Source organism: Flavobacterium sp. J27, from assembly GCF_004303025.1.
In the GTDB taxonomy this organism is placed as follows: Bacteria; Bacteroidota; Bacteroidia; order Flavobacteriales; family Flavobacteriaceae; genus Flavobacterium.
On record NZ_PJQW01000020.1, the window covers coordinates 227 to 19,750 of the forward strand.

Sequence of the window (19,524 nt, forward strand, 5' to 3'; positions counted from 1 at the left end):
TAAACATGTATTACGCAGTAATCTTTACCTCAACAAGAACAGATAATGATAACGGATATAGTGACATGGCTGAAAAAATGGAAGCTTTAGCACGTTTGCAACCAGGATTTATTAGTGTTGAAAGTGCTAGAAATGAAATTGGCATAACGGTATCGTATTGGGAAAGCTTAGAAGCAATTAAAAATTGGAAAGCTAATCTAGACCATTTAGCTGCTCAAAAGAAGGGTAGAAGTGAGTGGTATAAAAACTATAAAGTAAGAATTGCTAAAATTGAAAGAGAATATGACTTTGGGATTTAATGTAAAAGAGGTTTAATTTTTTAAAATTAAACCTCTTTTTTATACTGAGTTAAAATACTTTTAATTTACAATGATCTTTTTAGTAATTGAAGCAGTATCAGATATTAATTTTACAATATAGAATCCGCTATTTAAATTTGTAATTTGATAAGTTTCAGTAGCAATAGTTTGTGGGTTTTTTATTTGTTGAATAATTTGTCCCTTTATATTGTAAATAATTACATCTTTTAAATTTATCGTAGAGGTAATTGTAATTGTATTATTGTTTGTCGGGTTTGGATAAATCAATATTTGATCGTTAAGCGTAAATTCTTCATTTGATAGAGTAGCACATTCCGAAGGATAGATTTGACATACATATTCTGGATGATCAATAAATGGATTTCTATTATTTTGTCTCGCATAGATTGCATTATTTCTATCTGTTTCTCTTTGACTTACAGGATCTTGATTGTGCCATGTTAATAAAATGTTTAAAAAAGTATTATTTAATACTTGATCAGAAGTTCCATTGAACATATCATACGACCAATTAGCAACTTGATTTTCATATCTTGTTATAAAATAGAAATACATTCTTGCGATGTCACCTTTAAATTCATCAATTGGTTCAAAAACAGTACTTGAATATCCTGCTGAATATCCAGAATTTAAATTATTTCCTCTTTTAGAACCATTAGAATATGTATTAGTTGCAGAATTTACTCTTCCGAAAGGTAAATTTCCTCTTTGTGCATTAACATATTTATCCGAAGGAACTACAAAATGAGCATCAGAATACATAGGAGTTGCAGAGCTAAAAACTGATTGAGGTATAATATGCTCTCTATTATATTTCTGACATTCTGCAGTTCCTCCAGAACCATCATCTTGATTAATTCCATAGGTAAAGTAACACTCAGATCCTGTAGGATTTTCTGTATACATATCTAACATTGAGCCATCGTTTTCATAATATAAATCTATATCAGAAGTTGTATATGTCACATATAAACCAGAATACCCTTGATCAGTATGATCTTTAATAATATTGTATAACTGTGTTTTTAAAATATATCCAGTTCCAGTTGCAGTATCATAATATCCTGCTGGAATTTGGGCAAAACTGCTGGTTAATACAATGAATAGTAATAGCGTAAAGTTTTTTTTCATTTTTTTATTTTTTGCGTTCTAGTAAAGCCATATAAAATCCATCAAAACCACTTTCATGAGCTAAAACCTTTTTGTCTTTTACAAAAGAAAAGTCTTTACCAGCTTCAGTAGTTAAAAAGTGTTGTACTTGTTTTTCATTTTCTGATGGTAAAACAGAGCAAGTAGCATATACCATTTTTCCGCCCGGTTTTACAATTTTAGAATAATTTTGTAAAACTTCAGCTTGAACTTGTTTAATATTATCAATAAATTCGGGTTGTAATTTCCATTTGCTATCTGGATTACGTTTTAAAACACCTAAACCACTACATGGAGCATCAATTAAAACACGATCTGCTTTTTCATGCAGTTTTTTAATCACTTTTGTGGAATCAATTACGCGAAATTCTACATTGTGAACACCATTTCTTTTGGCACGTAATTTTAATTGTTTTAATTTACTTTCGTAAATATCCATCGCAATTAGTTGTCCTTTATTTTCCATTAAAGAAGCTAAATGTAATGTTTTTCCACCTGCACCCGCACAAGTATCTACAACACGCATTCCAGGTGCTACATCTAAAAAGTAAGCTACTAATTGAGAAGAGGCATCTTGTACTTCAAAATAACCCTCTTTAAAAATATCGGTCATAAATACATTAGCTCTTTCTTTTAAAATTAAAGCATCTGGATATTCTTTTGAAGTATAAGTTTCAATGTTTAAATCCATCAAGATAGCTTTTAACTTTTCTTTGGTGGTTTTCAACGTATTGACTCTAAGAATAACTTCAGCTTGTTTGTTTTGAGCATCCAATTCTTTAGACCATTTCGTTTCTCCTAATTCTTTTACTCCTAATTCATCCATCCAATCAGGAATCGATTCTTTAAATTTTCTAATTTTTGATAATTCATCAAAACGTCCTTTGATTTTTCTTGAAGGAGTATTTTCAAAATATTTCCAATCTGGAAGTGTAATTCCTCTTAAAACAGCCCAAACTGCAAAAATTCTCCAAATATTATCTCTGTCATATGGTTCTTTAACTTCTGCAATTTCAGCATATAGGCGTTTCCATCTTACAATTTCATAAATGGTTTCTGCTACAAACTTTCTATCGTTGCTTCCCCAACGTTTATCTTTTTTTAAAGCACGTGCTACCACTTTATCAGCATATTCACCTTCGTTGAAAATGGCTAATAAAGAATCAATAACCGTAAAAACTAAATTTCTGTGTAATCTCATTTTTATTTAATCAGCCTGCAAAGATAGTAATTTAAACAAAAAAAGCTGTCATTTAAGACAGCTTTCTTTCTATATGTAAAAACCTTATGCTCGACCACCACGGTTACTATTTCCTCTTCCAGAAGAACGACCATTACCACTTGAATTTCCACCTTGTCTTGATGAACCACCACTTCTTGTTGTAGAGTTTCCTCTGTTACTATTAGAACTTCTTGAAGAATTCATAGAACTACTATTTCTAGAAGAAGTGCTTCTTGTTGCATTAGATTTCGAACTAGAATTTCTACTTGGTTCATAACCTCTAGTAGTACCAGAATTTGATCTTGTAGAGGAATTATTATTTCTAGGAGTATTGGTTATAGATTTTGTATTTCTTGTTGAATTACTAGTTGCGTTGTTATTTCTAGTAGAAGAATAGTTTCGTGTATTGTTTGTACTTGAATTATTTCTTGTTGAAGAGTTCCCTCTGGTTGTGTTACCAGAGTTAGTATTTCTTGTTGAATTATAACTTCTAGTATTACCTTGTGAATTGCTTCTATTAGCATTTCTTGTTGTCGAAGAAGTTCTATTATTATAAGCTAATTCTCTAGAACCAGGAACTCTTGTACGTATAGATCTGTTTTGGTCCATTTCATATCGATTACTATATCCAGAATTTCTATGGCTGAATGATCTGTTTGGATATCTTCTTTCATAACCGTTTGCTCTTCTACCATAATAGGCATTATAAGCATATGCACATCTTCTCGTAGTTACATAATGATAACTGTGACCAAAATTAATATGTACTGCTATATGATTTCTATATCTGAAAATTGGGAAAGGTCTCCAGTAAGTATAGTAGGTTGGGTAATAATTCCAATACCAGCTTGAACAATATGGACGATAGCTACTTACCCAAAAAGTAGTATAAATTACAGGTCTGTGTACATAAACTGGTTCGTAAATGTAATTTGCACCGTACATATAAACATCTCCTACAACTTGTACTTGTACATTATTATTATTATCTCGTTCCACTTCAATTGAAGCTACATCTTGATAAATGTCTTTGTCTAAAACTGCTTGAATAACGATTATGTGAGCAGATCCTTCAATTGATTCGATAACACGTAAATAATCTACATAATTGTCATTATTTAAATCTAAATTAGAAATTTGAGATTTTGGATCATTTAATCTTTTTTCAAAATCTTCTAAATCGGATGCATCACCAAAAATGGTAGCCACAGCTCGTAAATCTAAATTATCACTGATATCGCTACTGTTAGCAGTAACTGTTGTTTTATCTTGTGCAAAGGAAGCAAAGGCAAAGAAAAAGCTAAATATTCCTGTAAGTAAGTTCGTTTTCATATCATTCATGTTTTATATTACATGAAATTGAGACCAATTATTGTGCCAAAAATTATTTAACTGATTTTTTGAAGTGCTTTTTTGTCTTTTAAGAAAATCTTTTTGCCTTGTAATTCAATACTTTTTGTTTTGTTAAACTCAGATAATAGACGGATGCAACTTTCAGTTGCTGTTCCTATCATACCCGCTAATTCTTCTCTCGAAAGTTGAATACGAATACTACCATCTTCATTTTTACCAAAGGTGTCTTCTAAATAGAGTAACGTTTCAGCCAAGCGTTGCTTTACAGTTTTTTGAGCCATATCAACCATATGATCATCAGATTCTTTTAAATCGCCACAAATGGTTTTCATTACATTCATGGAAAAATCATTATTTTGATTGAAAAATTGTAATATCTCAGTTTTTGGAACGAAACATACTTCCATGTCTTCTAAAGCAACTGCAGAGAGATTTGCCGATTCTTCACTAATCATAGAACGTTGTCCTAAAAGTTCTCCGGCTTTGACTAATTTCACAATTTGATCTTTTCCATTGGAACTTAATTTGGACAATTTACAAACACCATCTTTTATACAATACACTCCATTTAATGTTTCTCCTTCTTCAAAAATGGGTTCTCCTTTTTTTATAATGTATGAAGTTTTACAATTAGCCATTTGTACTAACTGGTCTTTTGTTAGTGCTTTAATAGAACTAAATTGTCTTACTATACATTGTTCACATTTACTCATGGGGGAATTGTATTTTTTTTCAAATATACTTAAAGTATGACAAATATCATATTTTAAATTGTAACCATTTGCAACCTTTGTTACAGGTAAAAATGAGCAAATTATGGACACAAAAAGTTGTTTCCATTGTGGTAATGAAATAACTGATAATGAAGCCATTCATTTTGATGAAAAAAGTTTTTGTTGTAATGGTTGTAGAACCGTATACGAAATTTTCAGTCAAAATGATTTGACTTGTTATTATGATTTTGAAAATGCTCCAGGAGCAACACCACAAGATATTAAAGGAAAATATGATTTTTTAGATGATGAAAAAATTGTTAGTAAACTACTCGATTTTCAAGAAGACACAACAGGTATTGTTTCATTGTATATACCTCATATACATTGTAGTTCGTGTATTTGGATTCTGGAAAATTTACAAAAATTGCAGGAAGGAATAAGTAGTTCTCAAGTTAATTTTCCTGAAAAAAAAGTGCGCATTACATTTAATGTATTTCAAACGTCTTTAAAAGAAATAGCTTATCTATTAAGTGCTATTGGTTATGAACCTTACATCAGTTTAGAAAACTTTGATGCTGGTAAAAAAAAGGTAGATAGGAGTTTAATTTACAAATTAGGGGTTGCTTTCTTTTGTTTTGGCAATATTATGTTATTATCATTTCCCGAATATTTTGAAGTAGAAGAATATTGGATTAATCAATACCGAGGTTTTTTCCGTTGGTTAATTTTTGCCCTTTCTCTACCTTCTTTTTTATATTCTGCTAGTGATTATTATGTTTCAGCGTATAAGAGTTTAAAAGCAAAGTTACTAAACATTGATATTCCTATTGCTTTAGGAATTATAGTGATGTTTGTGCGCAGTACCATTGACATTGTTTTTAATTTCGGACAAGGTTTTTTCGATAGCTTAACAGGTTTAGTATTCTTTATGTTGTTAGGTAAATTATTCCAGCAGAAAACCTATAATTTTCTCTCCTTTGAAAGAGATTATAAATCGTATTTTCCTATTGCTGTTACAAAACTGAATGTAGATGGTTCAGAAGTTCCTGTACAAATATATGATATTGTGAAAGGAGATCGATTGTTAATACGCAATCAAGAATTGTTACCTGTAGATGGAGTTTTAATTTCTGAAAAAGCGGCTATCGATTACAGTTTTGTGACAGGTGAAGCAGTACCCATTGAAAAAAAATCGGGCGATAAAGTTTTTGCAGGAGGAAAATTAAATGGTAAAAATATAGAAATTGAAGTTTTATATACTGTTTCTCAAAGTTATTTAACGCAGTTATGGAGTAATGATGTCTTTCAAAAAAAAATAGAACAAAAGCATAAGACCATTACAGATCGAGTAAGTCGTTATTTTACCCCTATACTTTTACTAATAGCTTTTTCAGTTTTTATTTTTTGGCTATTTATTGACGTAACAACTGCTTTTAATGTACTTACAGCAATATTAATAGTAGCTTGTCCTTGTGCTTTAGCATTAACAGCTCCATTTACACTAGGAAATGTTTTACGGATTATGGGTAAACAAAAAATGTATTTAAAAAATGCACTTGTTATTGAGCAATTAGCGAAGGTTGATACCTTAGTCTTTGATAAAACAGGTACCATAACGACAAATAAAAAGACTTCAATTACGTATGAAGGAGACACTTTGAAAGAAGAAGAAATGATACTTTTAAAAAATACGTTACGCGGTTCCAATCATCCTTTAAGTAGAAGATTATATGATTATTTGCCTCAAACAGAAAAAGTTTTGCCATCCCATTTTGAAGAAACCATTGGTAAAGGTATTGAAGCTACGTTTAACGACCAAATTGTAAAGCTAGGTTCTTCCGATTATGTAGAACATATCAGTGAGAACACCCATAAGAAAACAAAAGTGCATATTGCGATTAGTGGTATATATAAAGGCAGTTTTGTATTTAATAATCAATATAGAAATGGTTTAGAGGAATTATTTGAATCCTTATCTAAAAGCTATTCGTTAACCATTTTATCAGGAGACAATGATGGAGAAAGAAAGATTTTGGAAAAAATGTTGCCAAAGGATACCCAATTCATTTTTAATCAAAAACCTGAACAAAAATTGGAATACATAGAAAATCTTCAAAAAGAAGGTAAATATGTAATGATGATAGGTGATGGTTTAAACGATGCAGGCGCATTGGCACAAAGTAATGTGGGTATTTCCATTTCTGAAAATGTAAATGTGTTTTCTCCTGCTTGTGATGGAATTATGGATGCGAGTGAGTTTTCAAATATACATTATTACCTTTTATTTGCTAAGAATGCCATGCGAACTATCTATATGAGTTTTGGTTTGTCTTTGCTATACAATTTAATTGGTTTGTCCTTTGCTGTATCTGGTAATTTATCTCCTTTGGTTGCAGCTATCATTATGCCATTAAGTTCAATAACCATTGTCATTTTTGTAACCGTAATGAGTAATTATTACGCAAGAAAAAATAGAAAAATGACTCTTTAATTGGTTCTTTCAAAAATAATTGGAAGCATGATAAATATCATATTTTTTGAAAAACTGTCCCCCTAACTTTGTTAACATAAATTTAAGGTATGAGTGTCATTTATATTTTAATCACAGTAAGTATAGTAGTTGCTATTGTCTTCTTAATTGCTTTTATCAGAGCAGTAAAAAGTGGACAATTTGATGACGATTATACGCCATCAGTCAGAATACTATTTGACGATGAAGTTAAAAAAAGCCCAAGTAAAATAATAAAAGTAGAAAAACAAAAATCAATCTAATTATGGAAATGCAACAATTTTATTACGATAACAAAATTGTAAAGAAATTCCTTTATGCAAGTATCTTGTTTGGAGTTGTAGGTATGCTCGTTGGTCTCACAGTTGCCTTTATGTTTCTTTTTCCAAATATGACCGATGGAATCTCATGGTTAAGTTTTGGAAGATTAAGACCATTACACACGAATGCAGTTATCTTTGCCTTTGTAGGTAACGCTATTTTTGCAGGAGTTTATTATTCGTTACAACGCTTACTAAAAACTAGAATGTATAGCGATGTATTAAGTAATATTAATTTCTGGGGTTGGCAGTTAATTATTGTTGCTGCTGCTATTACATTGCCATTAGGATACACAACATCAAAAGAATATGCAGAATTAGAATGGCCTATAGATATTGCTATAGCTCTCATTTGGGTTGTATTTGGAATTAATATGATTATGACGATTTTAAGAAGAAGAGAGCGTCATTTATATGTAGCGATTTGGTTTTATATAGCCACTTTTGTAACGGTTGCTGTATTACATATTTTTAACAGTTTAGAATTACCAGTTTCTGCTTTAAAAAGCTATTCAGTTTATGCTGGTGTACAAGATGCTTTAGTACAATGGTGGTATGGTCATAATGCAGTAGCTTTCTTTTTAACCACACCTTTCCTTGGATTGATGTATTATTTTGTACCAAAAGCAGCCAATAGACCTGTTTATTCGTATCGATTATCAATTATTCACTTTTGGTCCTTAATTTTTATTTATATCTGGGCGGGTCCACACCATTTATTATACACTGCTTTACCAGACTGGGCACAAAATTTAGGTGTGGTATTTTCTATTATGCTTATTGCTCCTTCTTGGGGAGGAATGATCAATGGATTGTTAACCTTGAGAGGTGTTTGGGATAAAGTAAGAACTGAACCCGTTTTAAAATTCTTTGTAGTGGGGATTACAGGGTATGGTATGGCTACTTTTGAAGGTCCAATGTTGTCTCTTAAAAATGTAAATGCAATAGCACACTTTACCGATTGGATTGTAGCTCACGTTCACGTAGGTGCATTAGCTTGGAACGGTTTTATGACATTTGGTATGATATATTGGTTAATTCCTAGAATGACTAAAACCAAATTATATTCTACAGCATTAGCTAATTTCCATTTCTGGATAGGAACTTTGGGTATTATTTTATATGCGTTACCAATGTATGTTGCTGGTTTTACACAAGCTTCTATGTGGAAACAATTTAAACCAGATGGTACTTTACAATACGGAAATTTCTTAGAAACAGTTACCGAAATTATGCCTATGTATTTAATGAGAGCTATTGGAGGAACGTTGTTTGTAATTGGATTATTAGTATTAGTATATAATGTGGCTCGCACAGTAATGGCTGGAAAACCAGTGGAAGATGAATTAGCTGAAGCTCCTACTTTAACTAAAATTGCTTCTGGAAGATTAAAAGGTGAGAAATTCCATCCATGGTTAGAGAGAAAACCAATTCAATTAACCATTTTAGCAACCATTGCGATTTTAATTGGAGGTATTTTACAAATTGTACCAACTATCATGGTGAAATCGAATATACCAACCATTGCAAGTGTAAAACCCTATACTCCTTTAGAATTAGAAGGTAGAGATATTTACATTAGAGAAGGCTGTAATAATTGTCACTCTCAAATGGTACGACCTTTCCGTTCAGAAGTTGTGCGCTATGGAGAATATTCAAAAGCAGGAGAATTTGTGTATGATCATCCTTTTTTATGGGGATCTAAACGTACAGGTCCAGATTTAGCACGAGAAGGAGTTTCTGGAAAACCAAATAATGGTGGACGTTCTGACGATTGGCATTTCAATCACTTATGGGATCCTCAAAGTACTTCTTCTGGTTCAATTATGCCAGGCTATAAATGGGTCATCAGAAATACTTTGGATACTTCAAAGACTCAAGAAAAAATGAAAGTGATGCAGCAATTAGGTGTTCCTTATACAGATGAGGAAGTGAAAAATGCTTATAAAACTATGGAAGCACAAGCAGCCAAAATTGAAGCAAATCTGATGAAAAATGAAGATATTAAGAAATCTTTTGACGAACAAAAAGCAACAAGTGGAGCTGCCTTTGTACCAGTTAAAGACAGAGAAATTACTGCTTTGATTGCTTATTTGCAACGCTTAGGAACCGATATTACGAAAGAAGATAACACTAAAAAATAAGCAGTATGTTAAAATTTATCAAACACAATTTAGAAACTATTGCTGGAGTGGAGATTTATCCAATAGTTTCCTTAAGTATTTTCTTTACATTCTTTCTAGTCCTTTTTATATGGGTTTTTACCTATAAAAATGAAAAGATTAAAGAGTTAAGTGAATTACCTATAAAAGACGAATTATAATAGTATAGATACGATATAAAATAAATAATACCTATGAAAAACATCATCCCTTCATACGTTAGAGTTCCAGTAATCTTTGCAACGGTGTTTGCAGGAATGGAATACTTTATAGATTCTGGTGAAAAACCGGCTTTTATGGAGTATCCAATGGTAGCTGTTTTCTTATTTGTTTTTCTATTTCTTTTAATAGCAATAGAAATAGTAATTAGTGCGGTGGATAAAGTTACTTACCAATTATTAAGCGAAGAACAGAAAAAACAACTAGAAGAGGCACAAGCATTACCTTTCACAGAGAGTGCCTTTTATAAAAATATTATGAAAAAACTAACACGTTCTAAAGCCGTTGAGCAAGAGGCAGATGTAATGTTAGATCATAATTATGATGGTATTAAAGAGCTAGATAATGTATTGCCTCCTTGGTGGGTGTATCTCTTTTATACTTGTATTGTTTTTGCTGTAGTTTATTTAGTACGTTTCCATATTGTAGGGGATTATACCCAAAAAGAAGAATATGAAATGGCGATGCTTGAAGCGCAAAAAGAACACGAAGAGTATTTGAAAAATGCTCCCGATCCAGTCAATCTTGAAAATGTAATCTTAATGACTGATGCCACTAGTATTGCAGAAGGGAAGAAAATATTTACAGAGAATAACTGTGCTTCTTGTCATAAAGAAAATTTAGAAGGAAATATTGGTCCGAACTTAACAGATGCTTATTGGATTAATGGAGGAGGAATTAAAAACATTTTTAAAGTAATTTCTGAAGGAAGTCCTAAAAACAGTGTAATGGCTCCTTGGAAAGAAGTTATTAAGCCTACCGATATTCAAAAATTAGCCAGTTATATTCTCTCTTTACAAGGTTCAAATCCTGCTAATGCAAAAGCACCAGAAGGGGAACTTTGGGTAGAAGAAGCAGTGACAAATAATAAAGAAGAAATAGTAGATGAGGTAACAAAAGTTACAGATTCTACTAAAATTCAGCAATAAATTAGAGTTTGTTTAAAAATTGTTATTCTGAGCTTATTTAAAACACTCAAAATAGATTAGATTCTGAAACAAGTTCAGAATGACATTAAATATTTTCAAGCACTCTTTTTTAACCCAATTTAAATTAGCGTTATGTTAAATATACCAGACGAAAGTTTTAGAGATAGCATTGCTACCATAAACGAAGAAGGGAAACGAAATTTTATTTTTCCTAAAAAACCTTCTGGAAAATATTATGATAAAAGAAAATTACTGAGTTATTTTTTATTAGCCTTTTTATTGTCTGCTCCATTTATAAAAATCAATGGAAACCAACTCTTGTTATTTAATGTTTTAGAACGTAAGTTCTCTATTTTTGGATTTCCATTTTGGCCACAAGATTTCTATATTTTTGTTTTATCTATGATTATTGGAGTCGTAGGATTAACCTTATTTACGGTAGCTTTTGGGCGCATATTTTGTGGTTGGTTTTGTCCGCAAACTATTTTTATGGAAATGGTTTTTCGAAGAATTGAATATTGGATTGATGGAGATAGAGGCGCACAAATGCGATTGGCCAAGCAAGAATGGAATGCTGAAAAAATTAGAAAAAGACTCACAAAATGGACCGTGTTTTTTATCATATCTTTTCTTATTGCTAATGTTTTTCTAGCCTATCTTATTGGGAGTGATAAATTACTAGAATATATAGAAGAAGGTCCTAGAGAAAATATTAGTACCCTAATTGCATTATTAATTTTTACTGGCGTATTTTATTTTGTATTTGCGTGGTTTAGAGAACAAGTATGTATTATCGCTTGCCCTTATGGAAGAATGCAAGGTGTATTATTAGATAATAAATCCATAAATGTTGCCTATGATCATGTTAGAGGAGAAGGGGAGAAAGGAAGAGCCAAATGGGATAAAAGAGAAGATCGTGCTGCCTCTGGAAAAGGAGATTGTATCGATTGTAAACAATGTATTGTAGTGTGTCCTACAGGAATAGATATTCGTAATGGAACCCAACTAGAATGTATCAATTGTACAGCTTGTATCGATGAATGCGATACCATTATGGATAAAGTAGGCTTACCAAAAGGATTAATTCGGTATGCAAGTGAAGATGAAATTGTAAAGAAAGAAAAGTTCAAACTTACCACTAGAATGAAAGGTTACATTGCCGTTTTAACCATTCTAATAGGTATTTTAATAGGTTTATTGTTCTTACGAAATGATGTGGAAGCCAATGTATTTCGATTACCAGGACAGTTATACGAACAAAAAGGAAATGTTATCAGTAATGTTTTTACTTTTAAAATTGTAAATAAAACTGTAAAAGATTTTGAAAACATTTCTTTTAAACTAGAAAAGCCAGAAGGTATTATTCGATTAGTAGGAAACAAACACATTGTTGTTAAGAAGGAAGATTTGTATCAAGGCACTCTGTTTATAGAAATCCCTACTAGCAAAGTTAAAAAAGATAAAATGAAAGTAAAAATTGGGGTGTATAACGATGGAAAATTAATTGAAACTACTACGACTACTTTCTTAGGGCCAAGGTCGTTTAATTAGGATTGTACGTCACTTCGAGTGCGAAGCGTATCGAGAAGTTTTGTTTTTTACACTGGGGTTCTCGATACATTTTTTACTCCATTTCATTACGTAAAAACCGCTCGAACTGACGACAGATATAAAATAATAATAGAGAAGACGATTATTTCGTTGCTCTTAAAACTAAAAAATATGAAACTAAATTGGGGAACAGGAATTGTAATAGCTTTTGGATTGTTCATGACATTCATCTTGTTTTTTGTGTTCAAAGTGCAATCTAATGCCAAATACGATAACGAATTGGTAACAGAAAATTATTACCAACAAGAATTAAAGGTACAAGGCAATATCGACAGAGCTTCCAATGCGAATGCCTTAGTTGATAAAGTTGCAATAGAAAAAGTTTCTGAAGGCATTCAGGTAGCTTTTCCAAAAGATTTTAATTACGCAGCGATAAAAGGAAATGTGTCCTTATATAGACCGTCTAACCAGAAATTAGATACTGAAATAGAAATTTCATTGTCTTCTTCAAATTTGCTCATACCTAAAAGTAACTTGGTAGGCGGTCTTTGGGACATAACAGTAGAATGGGAATATAAGGGTATACAATATCGAAACAAACAGTCGGTTTATTATTAATCTTTTAGTGATTAGTAGTTGGTAATTAGTGGTTAGTATTTTAAGGAGCACAGCAAATGTACTTCGGTTGAATAATCGTCCCGCTTTTCACTGTATCTTTTCTTTTTGTCACTTTGAGCGCAGTCGAAAAGCAAAAAGAAAAGGATGCCGTTATAATCGGGGCTAAAAATTACGTTTCTACTTTTAAATACAAATAATTAACTCACAACAGATAACACAAAAAAATGCTTTACACCGCTATCATATTTGGTTTAATCAGTAGTTTTCACTGCATTGGAATGTGCGGCCCTATTGCTATGATGTTACCTATAGATAGAAGTAATGAAGCAAAGAAAATAACGCAAATTCTAGTATATCATTTGGGTAGATTAATTGCCTATAGTTCTTTAGGATTGGTTTTTGGGATATTGGGTAAAGGTTTTTTCTTGGCTGGGCTACAGCAACAATTATCTATCATAGTTGGCTTATTTATGATTGCTATAGCTTTATTGCCAGAAAAAACTTTAGCCCGATATAATTTTTCAAAACCCGTTTATAAAATTATTTCAAAAGTAAAGAGCAATTTAGGAAAGCAGTTTAAAAAGAAATCCTATACTTCGCTGCTTACCATAGGTTTATTAAACGGTTATTTACCTTGTGGAATGGTATATGTAGCACTTTTTGGTGCATTGGCCATGCCTAATATAGAATATAGTATTTTATATATGCTACTTTACGGTTTAGGAACCGTTCCTCTAATGAGTGTAGTGGTGTTGCTCTCTAATTTACTTACAAATCCTATAAGAAACACCATTCAAAAAGCCATTCCAATACTAGCGGTTTGTATCGGGATTTTATTTATAGTACGAGGACTGGGTTTAAATATTCCTTATGTTTCTCCTAGCACTATGAATCTTTTTGTACATGCTGAAGCCAATTGTCATTAGTAGAGGAATTGTTTAAAAGGGTAAGCGTATTAAATTGTTTAAGATTGCTTATTGAACTGTTTTTTACCCCAATCTCGTCACTCTGTAAAGGTCTCATAACGAAGCATATTTTTTATTTTTCATAAAATACTTTTCACAAGATATCAATATGAATACTTATTTATCCTAAAAACCTAAAACTTTAGGTCCTTAGGGTAAATTTTTAGGTTGGTAGACCTAAAACTTTAGGTTGGTAGACGTAAAATTTTAAGTGCTGGACATAAAATTTTAGGTTCTTAGGGTAAAATTTTAGGTTGGTAGACGTAAAAATTTAAGTAAATAACCTAAAACACCCTTTTTGGAATCTCTTTTCTTTAAACTTTTGACTTTCTAACTAGTATAGGTGTTTTTTAGCCCCGATTACAACGGCATCCTTTTATGGTTGAGGTATGAAATCATAAAAGATACAGTGGAAAGCGGGACCATATTACAACCGAAGTACATTTGTTGTGCTTTTAAAAATTAGCAGGTTAATCGTTAATAATTTCTTAAAATCGTTCTGAAGAGGACATAGTTTTAAAAATAAAATGTATATTAGAATTTATTCAACAAACAAACATTTTAATTATGAAAAACGTAAAAATGATAGGCAAAAGCCTAAGTAAAAATGAGCTTAAAAACATTAATGGGGGTTGGAAAACCAAAGAAAGTTGCGAATCTATGGGTGGCTTTTGGGGGCAAATGGCTGTTTCAGGTGTTTGGTGCTGTACTATTCCTGGAGGACAATCTTATTGCCCGCCAGAATAATTAAAATGAGAAGACTACTAAAAAGCAACCTTTAAGGTTGCTTTTTTTATATAATAGTATACAAATTAAAAATGGATATATAAATGTTATTATTTTATGATAAATTGGTTAAATAGTCATAGAAAATAATTGTATTTGCGGTGCTTTTCGTTTTAATCGTAAATCAAATGCCATGCAAATATTTCGGACAAATGGTTTCCCTTTTTCCGTTACTATGATTGTCTTATTTTTGATTATCAATAAGCCATCATTTTCCATTTCATATAGAGAAGGTACAATGCTATCTAATTCAGGAATATAGAGGGTATCCTCTTGCCAAGAAGTTTGAAATTGACACATGAGGTTTAAAATGTGTCTACGAATAATTAAATCTTCTTCATTTAAAATATGTCCTCTAAAAATGGGTAATTCATCTCGATTTAGTTTTTCATAATAGGTTTCAATTGTTTTTTCATTTTGGGCAAAGGCATTCCATGAATCACTTATTGAAGAAACTCCCAAGCCAATCATGACTTCTGTTTTTGAGGCAGTGTATCCCATAAAATTACGATGTAAGTTTCCGTTTTGAAAAGAGGTGGTCATGCTATCTTTCTTAAGAGCAAAATGATCCATACCTATTTCTACATATTGGCGTTGTAAGAGTTCCATTTTGCCTTTTTCATATAACTCTCTTTTTACCTCGTCTTTCGGTAAATCGTTGTCATGAAATCCACGTTGTCCATTCCCTTTAATCCATGGAACATGTGCATAACTATAAAAAGCCAATCGGTCGGGTTGTAATGAATTGGTTTTAGCGATTGTATCTAAAACATTATCTAAGGTTTGAAAGGGTAATCCAAAGATTAAATCGTGCCCCACGGAAGTGTAACCAATTTCTCTCGCCCAAAAAGTAACTTTAGCCACGTTATGAAATGATTGTTTTCGATGAATAGCGTTTTGTACCTTTTCTGCATAATCTTGAACTCCAAAGCTAACGCGTCTAAAACCTAAATGATATAAAGTTTGTAAGTGCTCGTAAGTGGTATTATTTGGATGTCCTTCAAAACTAAATTCATAATTTTCGGCTTTATCTGCATTAATAAATAAACCTTCCATAAGCAAGGTTAGATTTTCAGGTGAAAAGAAGGTAGGTGTGCCACCACCTAGATGAATCTCTTTAATTTGTGGTCTTTGAGGCAATAATTCACAATATAAATCCCATTCTTTTAAAACGGCTTTGATGTATGGATGTTCTACATCATGTCTTTTTGTAATGCGTTTATTACAACCACAAAATGTACATAAACTTTCACAAAAAGGCAGGTGAATGTACAAACTAATTCCTTCAGTTGTATTTGAATTTACAAAAGATTCTTGTAGCGATTTTTTCCATTGGTCTACCGAAAACAAATCTTCTTCCCAATAAGGAACGGTAGGATAACTGGTGTATCTTGGTCCTGGAACATTATATTTTTGAATCAAACTCATGGTACAAAATTTATTCAAATGTAAAAAGTCTTGGAGAAGCTAAAAATGATAAATATCATGTTGAAGGAGAAAGTCAAAAGTTAAAAGTCGAAAGGTAAAAGTGCTTTTAATTGATTAGTTCATTTTTGCTATTTGTTCATACGTATTGGAGTTTCGGAAGAGTCTAGAAGTTTCCAATGTTTTCACATTAAATTGGTAGTATTATACTAACAGGACATAGGGAAACCCAACGCGATCTGATAAGCTATGAACAATTCTGATAATTAAAAATAAGTTGTACATTCGTGTTCTTAAAATTTTAAAATGAAAAAAACGATACTTTTTTTGGGTCTATTTGTGATAATGATATGCTGTAAACAACAACAGATTAAACAGGATGTTGAAGCAACTGCAACTGCTTTTAACAAAATTGAAGTACATGTTATTCATGAAGATACCATTAGTATTCGTGCCATTGCAATAGATAGTAATCAATTATGGTTTGCAGGGAATAATGGTAAATATGGTGCTATCGATTTAAAAACCAACAAGAAATTTAGAGGAAGAATTAGTAAAGATTCTTTGCATCCTGAATTTAGAAGTATTGCTACAACCAATGATGCTATTTTTGTGTTGAGTGTTGCCAATCCAGCTTTATTGTATAAAATTAGTAAAGATAAAACCGTCGTGAAATTAGTTTACCAAGAAGAAAATGAGAAAGTTTTTTATGATAGTATGCAGTTTTTAGATGATAGTTTTGGTGTTGCAATGGGTGACCCTGTTTCCAATTGTTTAAATATCATTATGACTAAAGATGGTGGTAATACTTGGCAAAAAGTACCTTGTGAAAAATTGCCCAAAGTAGAGGAAGGCGAAGCCGCTTTTGCAGCGAGTAATACCAATGTTATTTTACGTGGCAATACGATTTTTATTGTTTCTGGAGGAAAGAAAGCACGTTGTTTTGTTAGTGAAGATAGAGGAATGAGTTGGCAAGTATATGAGACACCTATTGTTCAGGGAAAAACCATGACCGGAATTTTTACAGCCGATTTTTACAATGAGAAAATTGGTTTTATTGCAGGTGGAGATTATGAAAAACAAGAGGCCAATGTAGACAATAAAGCCATTACAAAAGATGGTGGTAAAACTTGGAAATTAGTAGGACAAAATACTGGTTTTGGATATGCGTCTTGTGTGCAATTTGTACCAAATAGTGAAGGAAAATCGTTAGTTTGTGTAGGAGGAACTGGCGTGCATTTTTCTAATGATAGTGGAGCCACTTGGAAAAAATTAGCGGAAGATAAAGATTTGTATACCCTTCGTTTTCTTAATGATTCGATAGCCTATGCAGCTGGTAAAGATAGAGTAGTGGAGTTGAAGTTTAAGGAGTAATAAATACGATTTTTATTCTCTTTTACAACAATGAATTGGTAAAAGATAGATACTACAAACGGGTTGATTATTTAGTATAGCAGGTTGCCAACCTTTCATCGTTAAAAGTTCTTTTTTGAGTTCTGCTTTACAGGTTTCGCTAAGTTTAGCTCTTGTAATTCTAACGTCTACAATTTTTCCTTTAGAATCTATCGTTAGATACATAAATAAAGAAGAAATAATAGAAGTTTCTTTTTCTTGACATTGTCCAATAATTGGTAATAGTTGTTTAATGACAAATTTATTTAGTTCTCTTTCTCCCTTTTTATAATGTGCTTTTATTTCTTTTGAATCATATATAGTATCACAATTACTTTGCGCTAAGCAATTTGTGCAATTTAAAGTGATAAATAATAAAAATGGAATTAGTTTTGTTTTCAAGATTAAAAAAATAATTTTGTATAAAGATAAAAAAAAGCACCAAATGGTGCTTTTTTTAATTTTTTCGTCCTCTAAATTCGCGTAATAATTTGCGATTGAATTCGTCCTCCGCTTTTTTCAGTCGAATGACTTTCTTTGGAGGTAATACTTTTAATAAGTCTTTTAAATATTTTTTCTTTAAAGCATGCATTTCATCTTCATAATCCTCCATTTTGGTAATTAAATCCAAAGCTTCTTTATCTGATAAAGATTCAAAACCTCCATTTTCAAACTGATTGACAATAGCTTTCATTTTATTGTGTTTAATTTCAAACTGTTTGTCATCAAAAGCATTATAAACAGGCCAAAATTTTTGCGCTTCTTCGGTTGTTAAATCAAGCTTTTCAGTAATATAAGCTACTTTTAAAGCTTTAATTTTTTCTTTTTTCTCTTTCATTCCTCCTTGAGCAAATGAAACACTAACTATTAAAATTAGTAAAAGGGTTAATTTTTTTCTCATTCTTATTGATTTAAATAGTAGTCAATGTTTTGTGTGTCTAATAAATAAGATTCTACTGCGTCTTCATTTAAGGTTAGGTCGTTTTCCAAAGCATTAATGTCTTCGGTACTCAATTTATCGATAATATCATAGGTAGAATATTCACTTACTAGATAATTTTCTAAAGTAGTAGCCTCAATAGTGGTGTCTTTCGACATGGATTGATAGACTGGAATTGCAATCATAGCTAACAACACTGCTGCAATACTGGAAATCCAAATTTGTTTTTTATGAAATAAAGATACTACTTTGGTTTCTTTTTTAGGCAATTGTTCCATCATTTTGGCTTCGAATTGCTCAAAATAGTTTTCCGGAACTTGAAATCCCGTTTTTATTTTGGCTTGTGTATCTAAGTTAAAATCTTCCATAGTAATAAGACTTTATTTTTTTTAAATGGTTTAATTCGTTTTTAAATATTCTTCTATTTTCTTCACGGCTAAATGATAACTGGCTTTTAAAGCACCAACAGAGGTGTCTACAATTTCTGAAATTTCTTCATATTTTAATTCTTCAAAATACTTCATTTTAAACACTAATTGCTGTTTTTCAGGTAAGAGGGCAATTGCTTTTTGTAATTTGAGTTGGATTTCATTACCATCAAAAAAAATATCACTTTCGAGTTTATTTAATTCATTTTGTTGTACTTCTTCATTACTAATACCCGATTTTTTTGCTTTTTGCTGTAAAAACGTCAAAGCTTCATTGGTAGCAATCCGATAAATCCAAGAGAACAACTTGCTCTCTCCTTTAAATTTAGCTATATTTTGAAATATCTTTAAGAATGTATTCTGTAAAACATCATCAGTATCATCATGATTTAAAACAATATTTCGAATATGATTGTACAAGGGTTTTTGGTACAATTGTAACAACTCCCGAAACGCTTCTTGTTGCGTTTTCGGATGTAATAAACGTTCAATAAATACCTTTTCGTCTTGCAATTTTATT

General features: G+C 31.4%; 20 protein-coding genes. 11 read left to right on the forward strand and 9 right to left on the reverse strand.

Translation table 11 applies throughout. From position 1 onward, the window contains the following. Positions 1 to 5: 5 nt before the first annotated feature. On the forward strand, positions 6 to 299 hold the full coding sequence (locus CX675_RS18835; protein WP_130736805.1) for an antibiotic biosynthesis monooxygenase: 294 nt from the start codon (positions 6 to 8) through the stop codon (positions 297 to 299). 60 nt (positions 300 to 359) lie between these two features. On the opposite strand, the gene CX675_RS18840 is transcribed toward CX675_RS18835, so the two are convergent. The 4 genes from CX675_RS18840 to CX675_RS18855 all read right to left on the reverse strand — a co-directional run bounded on the left by CX675_RS18840 (position 360) and on the right by CX675_RS18855 (position 4,757). After that, positions 360 to 1,451: an endonuclease gene (locus CX675_RS18840; RefSeq protein ID WP_130736806.1), complete on the reverse strand. Its 1,092-nt coding sequence runs from the start codon at positions 1,449 to 1,451 to the stop codon at positions 360 to 362. 4 nt (positions 1,452 to 1,455) lie between these two features. After that, complete coding sequence (locus tag CX675_RS18845) at positions 1,456 to 2,670, reverse strand: RsmB/NOP family class I SAM-dependent RNA methyltransferase (RefSeq protein WP_130736807.1); 1,215 nt, start codon at positions 2,668 to 2,670, stop codon at positions 1,456 to 1,458. Between the two features lie 84 nt (positions 2,671 to 2,754). Next, entirely contained in the window at positions 2,755 to 4,023 is a 1,269-nt protein-coding gene (locus CX675_RS18850) for a hypothetical protein (RefSeq protein WP_130736808.1), read from the reverse strand. Between the two features lie 56 nt (positions 4,024 to 4,079). Then, positions 4,080 to 4,757 carry a Crp/Fnr family transcriptional regulator gene (locus CX675_RS18855; RefSeq protein WP_130736809.1) on the reverse strand — a complete coding sequence of 226 codons (678 nt, stop codon included), beginning with the start codon at positions 4,755 to 4,757 and terminating at the stop codon, positions 4,080 to 4,082. A 103-nt stretch (positions 4,758 to 4,860) separates the two neighbouring features. On the opposite strand from CX675_RS18855, the gene CX675_RS18860 reads away from it, so the two are divergent. From CX675_RS18860 to CX675_RS18900, 9 genes are all read left to right on the forward strand, one after another. After that, entirely contained in the window at positions 4,861 to 7,251 is a 2,391-nt protein-coding gene (locus CX675_RS18860) for a heavy metal translocating P-type ATPase metal-binding domain-containing protein (protein WP_130736810.1), read from the forward strand. Between the two features lie 89 nt (positions 7,252 to 7,340). Then, entirely contained in the window at positions 7,341 to 7,532 is a 192-nt protein-coding gene (gene ccoS / locus CX675_RS18865) for a cbb3-type cytochrome oxidase assembly protein CcoS (protein WP_130736811.1), read from the forward strand. 2 nt (positions 7,533 to 7,534) lie between these two features. Then, on the forward strand, positions 7,535 to 9,733 hold the full coding sequence (gene ccoN, locus CX675_RS18870; RefSeq protein ID WP_130736812.1) for a cytochrome-c oxidase, cbb3-type subunit I: 2,199 nt from the start codon (positions 7,535 to 7,537) through the stop codon (positions 9,731 to 9,733). A gap of 5 nt (positions 9,734 to 9,738) precedes the next feature. Further along, positions 9,739 to 9,912 carry a CcoQ/FixQ family Cbb3-type cytochrome c oxidase assembly chaperone gene (locus tag CX675_RS18875; RefSeq protein WP_130736813.1) on the forward strand — a complete coding sequence of 58 codons (174 nt, stop codon included), beginning with the start codon at positions 9,739 to 9,741 and terminating at the stop codon, positions 9,910 to 9,912. A 33-nt stretch (positions 9,913 to 9,945) separates the two neighbouring features. After that, positions 9,946 to 10,899 (forward strand): cbb3-type cytochrome c oxidase N-terminal domain-containing protein, encoded by a 954-nt coding sequence (locus tag CX675_RS18880; protein ID WP_130736814.1) that lies wholly within the window; start codon positions 9,946 to 9,948, stop codon positions 10,897 to 10,899. Between the two features lie 132 nt (positions 10,900 to 11,031). Beyond that, entirely contained in the window at positions 11,032 to 12,450 is a 1,419-nt protein-coding gene (gene ccoG, locus CX675_RS18885; protein WP_130736815.1) for a cytochrome c oxidase accessory protein CcoG, read from the forward strand. A gap of 171 nt (positions 12,451 to 12,621) precedes the next feature. Further along, complete coding sequence (locus CX675_RS18890) at positions 12,622 to 13,068, forward strand: FixH family protein (protein WP_130736816.1); 447 nt, start codon at positions 12,622 to 12,624, stop codon at positions 13,066 to 13,068. Between the two features lie 224 nt (positions 13,069 to 13,292). Beyond that, the gene (locus CX675_RS18895) at positions 13,293 to 13,994 is read left to right on the forward strand and encodes a sulfite exporter TauE/SafE family protein (protein ID WP_130736817.1); all 702 of its coding nucleotides are present in this window, start codon (positions 13,293 to 13,295) and stop codon (positions 13,992 to 13,994) included. A gap of 606 nt (positions 13,995 to 14,600) precedes the next feature. Then, entirely contained in the window at positions 14,601 to 14,780 is a 180-nt protein-coding gene (locus tag CX675_RS18900; protein WP_130736818.1) for a bacteriocin, read from the forward strand. Positions 14,781 to 14,888: 108 nt separating this feature from the next. Here the strand turns inward: CX675_RS18900 and hemN are convergent, their stop codons facing one another. Continuing rightward, positions 14,889 to 16,247: an oxygen-independent coproporphyrinogen III oxidase gene (gene hemN / locus CX675_RS18905; RefSeq protein ID WP_130736819.1), complete on the reverse strand. Its 1,359-nt coding sequence runs from the start codon at positions 16,245 to 16,247 to the stop codon at positions 14,889 to 14,891. Positions 16,248 to 16,550: 303 nt separating this feature from the next. Between hemN and CX675_RS18910 the strand changes: the two genes are divergently transcribed. Then, the gene (locus tag CX675_RS18910; protein ID WP_130736820.1) at positions 16,551 to 17,618 is read left to right on the forward strand and encodes an oxidoreductase; all 1,068 of its coding nucleotides are present in this window, start codon (positions 16,551 to 16,553) and stop codon (positions 17,616 to 17,618) included. A 12-nt stretch (positions 17,619 to 17,630) separates the two neighbouring features. Here the strand turns inward: CX675_RS18910 and CX675_RS18915 are convergent, their stop codons facing one another. From CX675_RS18915 to CX675_RS18930, 4 genes are read right to left on the reverse strand one after another with little or no spacing between them, the layout of a single operon-like run. Continuing rightward, on the reverse strand, positions 17,631 to 18,038 hold the full coding sequence (locus tag CX675_RS18915) for a hypothetical protein (RefSeq protein WP_130736821.1): 408 nt from the start codon (positions 18,036 to 18,038) through the stop codon (positions 17,631 to 17,633). A gap of 55 nt (positions 18,039 to 18,093) precedes the next feature. Next, complete coding sequence (locus CX675_RS18920; RefSeq protein WP_130736822.1) at positions 18,094 to 18,537, reverse strand: sensor of ECF-type sigma factor; 444 nt, start codon at positions 18,535 to 18,537, stop codon at positions 18,094 to 18,096. Between the two features lie 2 nt (positions 18,538 to 18,539). Beyond that, complete coding sequence (locus CX675_RS18925; protein WP_130736823.1) at positions 18,540 to 18,944, reverse strand: hypothetical protein; 405 nt, start codon at positions 18,942 to 18,944, stop codon at positions 18,540 to 18,542. Between the two features lie 30 nt (positions 18,945 to 18,974). Then, positions 18,975 to 19,517 carry an RNA polymerase sigma factor gene (locus CX675_RS18930; protein WP_130736824.1) on the reverse strand — a complete coding sequence of 181 codons (543 nt, stop codon included), beginning with the start codon at positions 19,515 to 19,517 and terminating at the stop codon, positions 18,975 to 18,977. Positions 19,518 to 19,524: the final 7 nt, after the last annotated feature.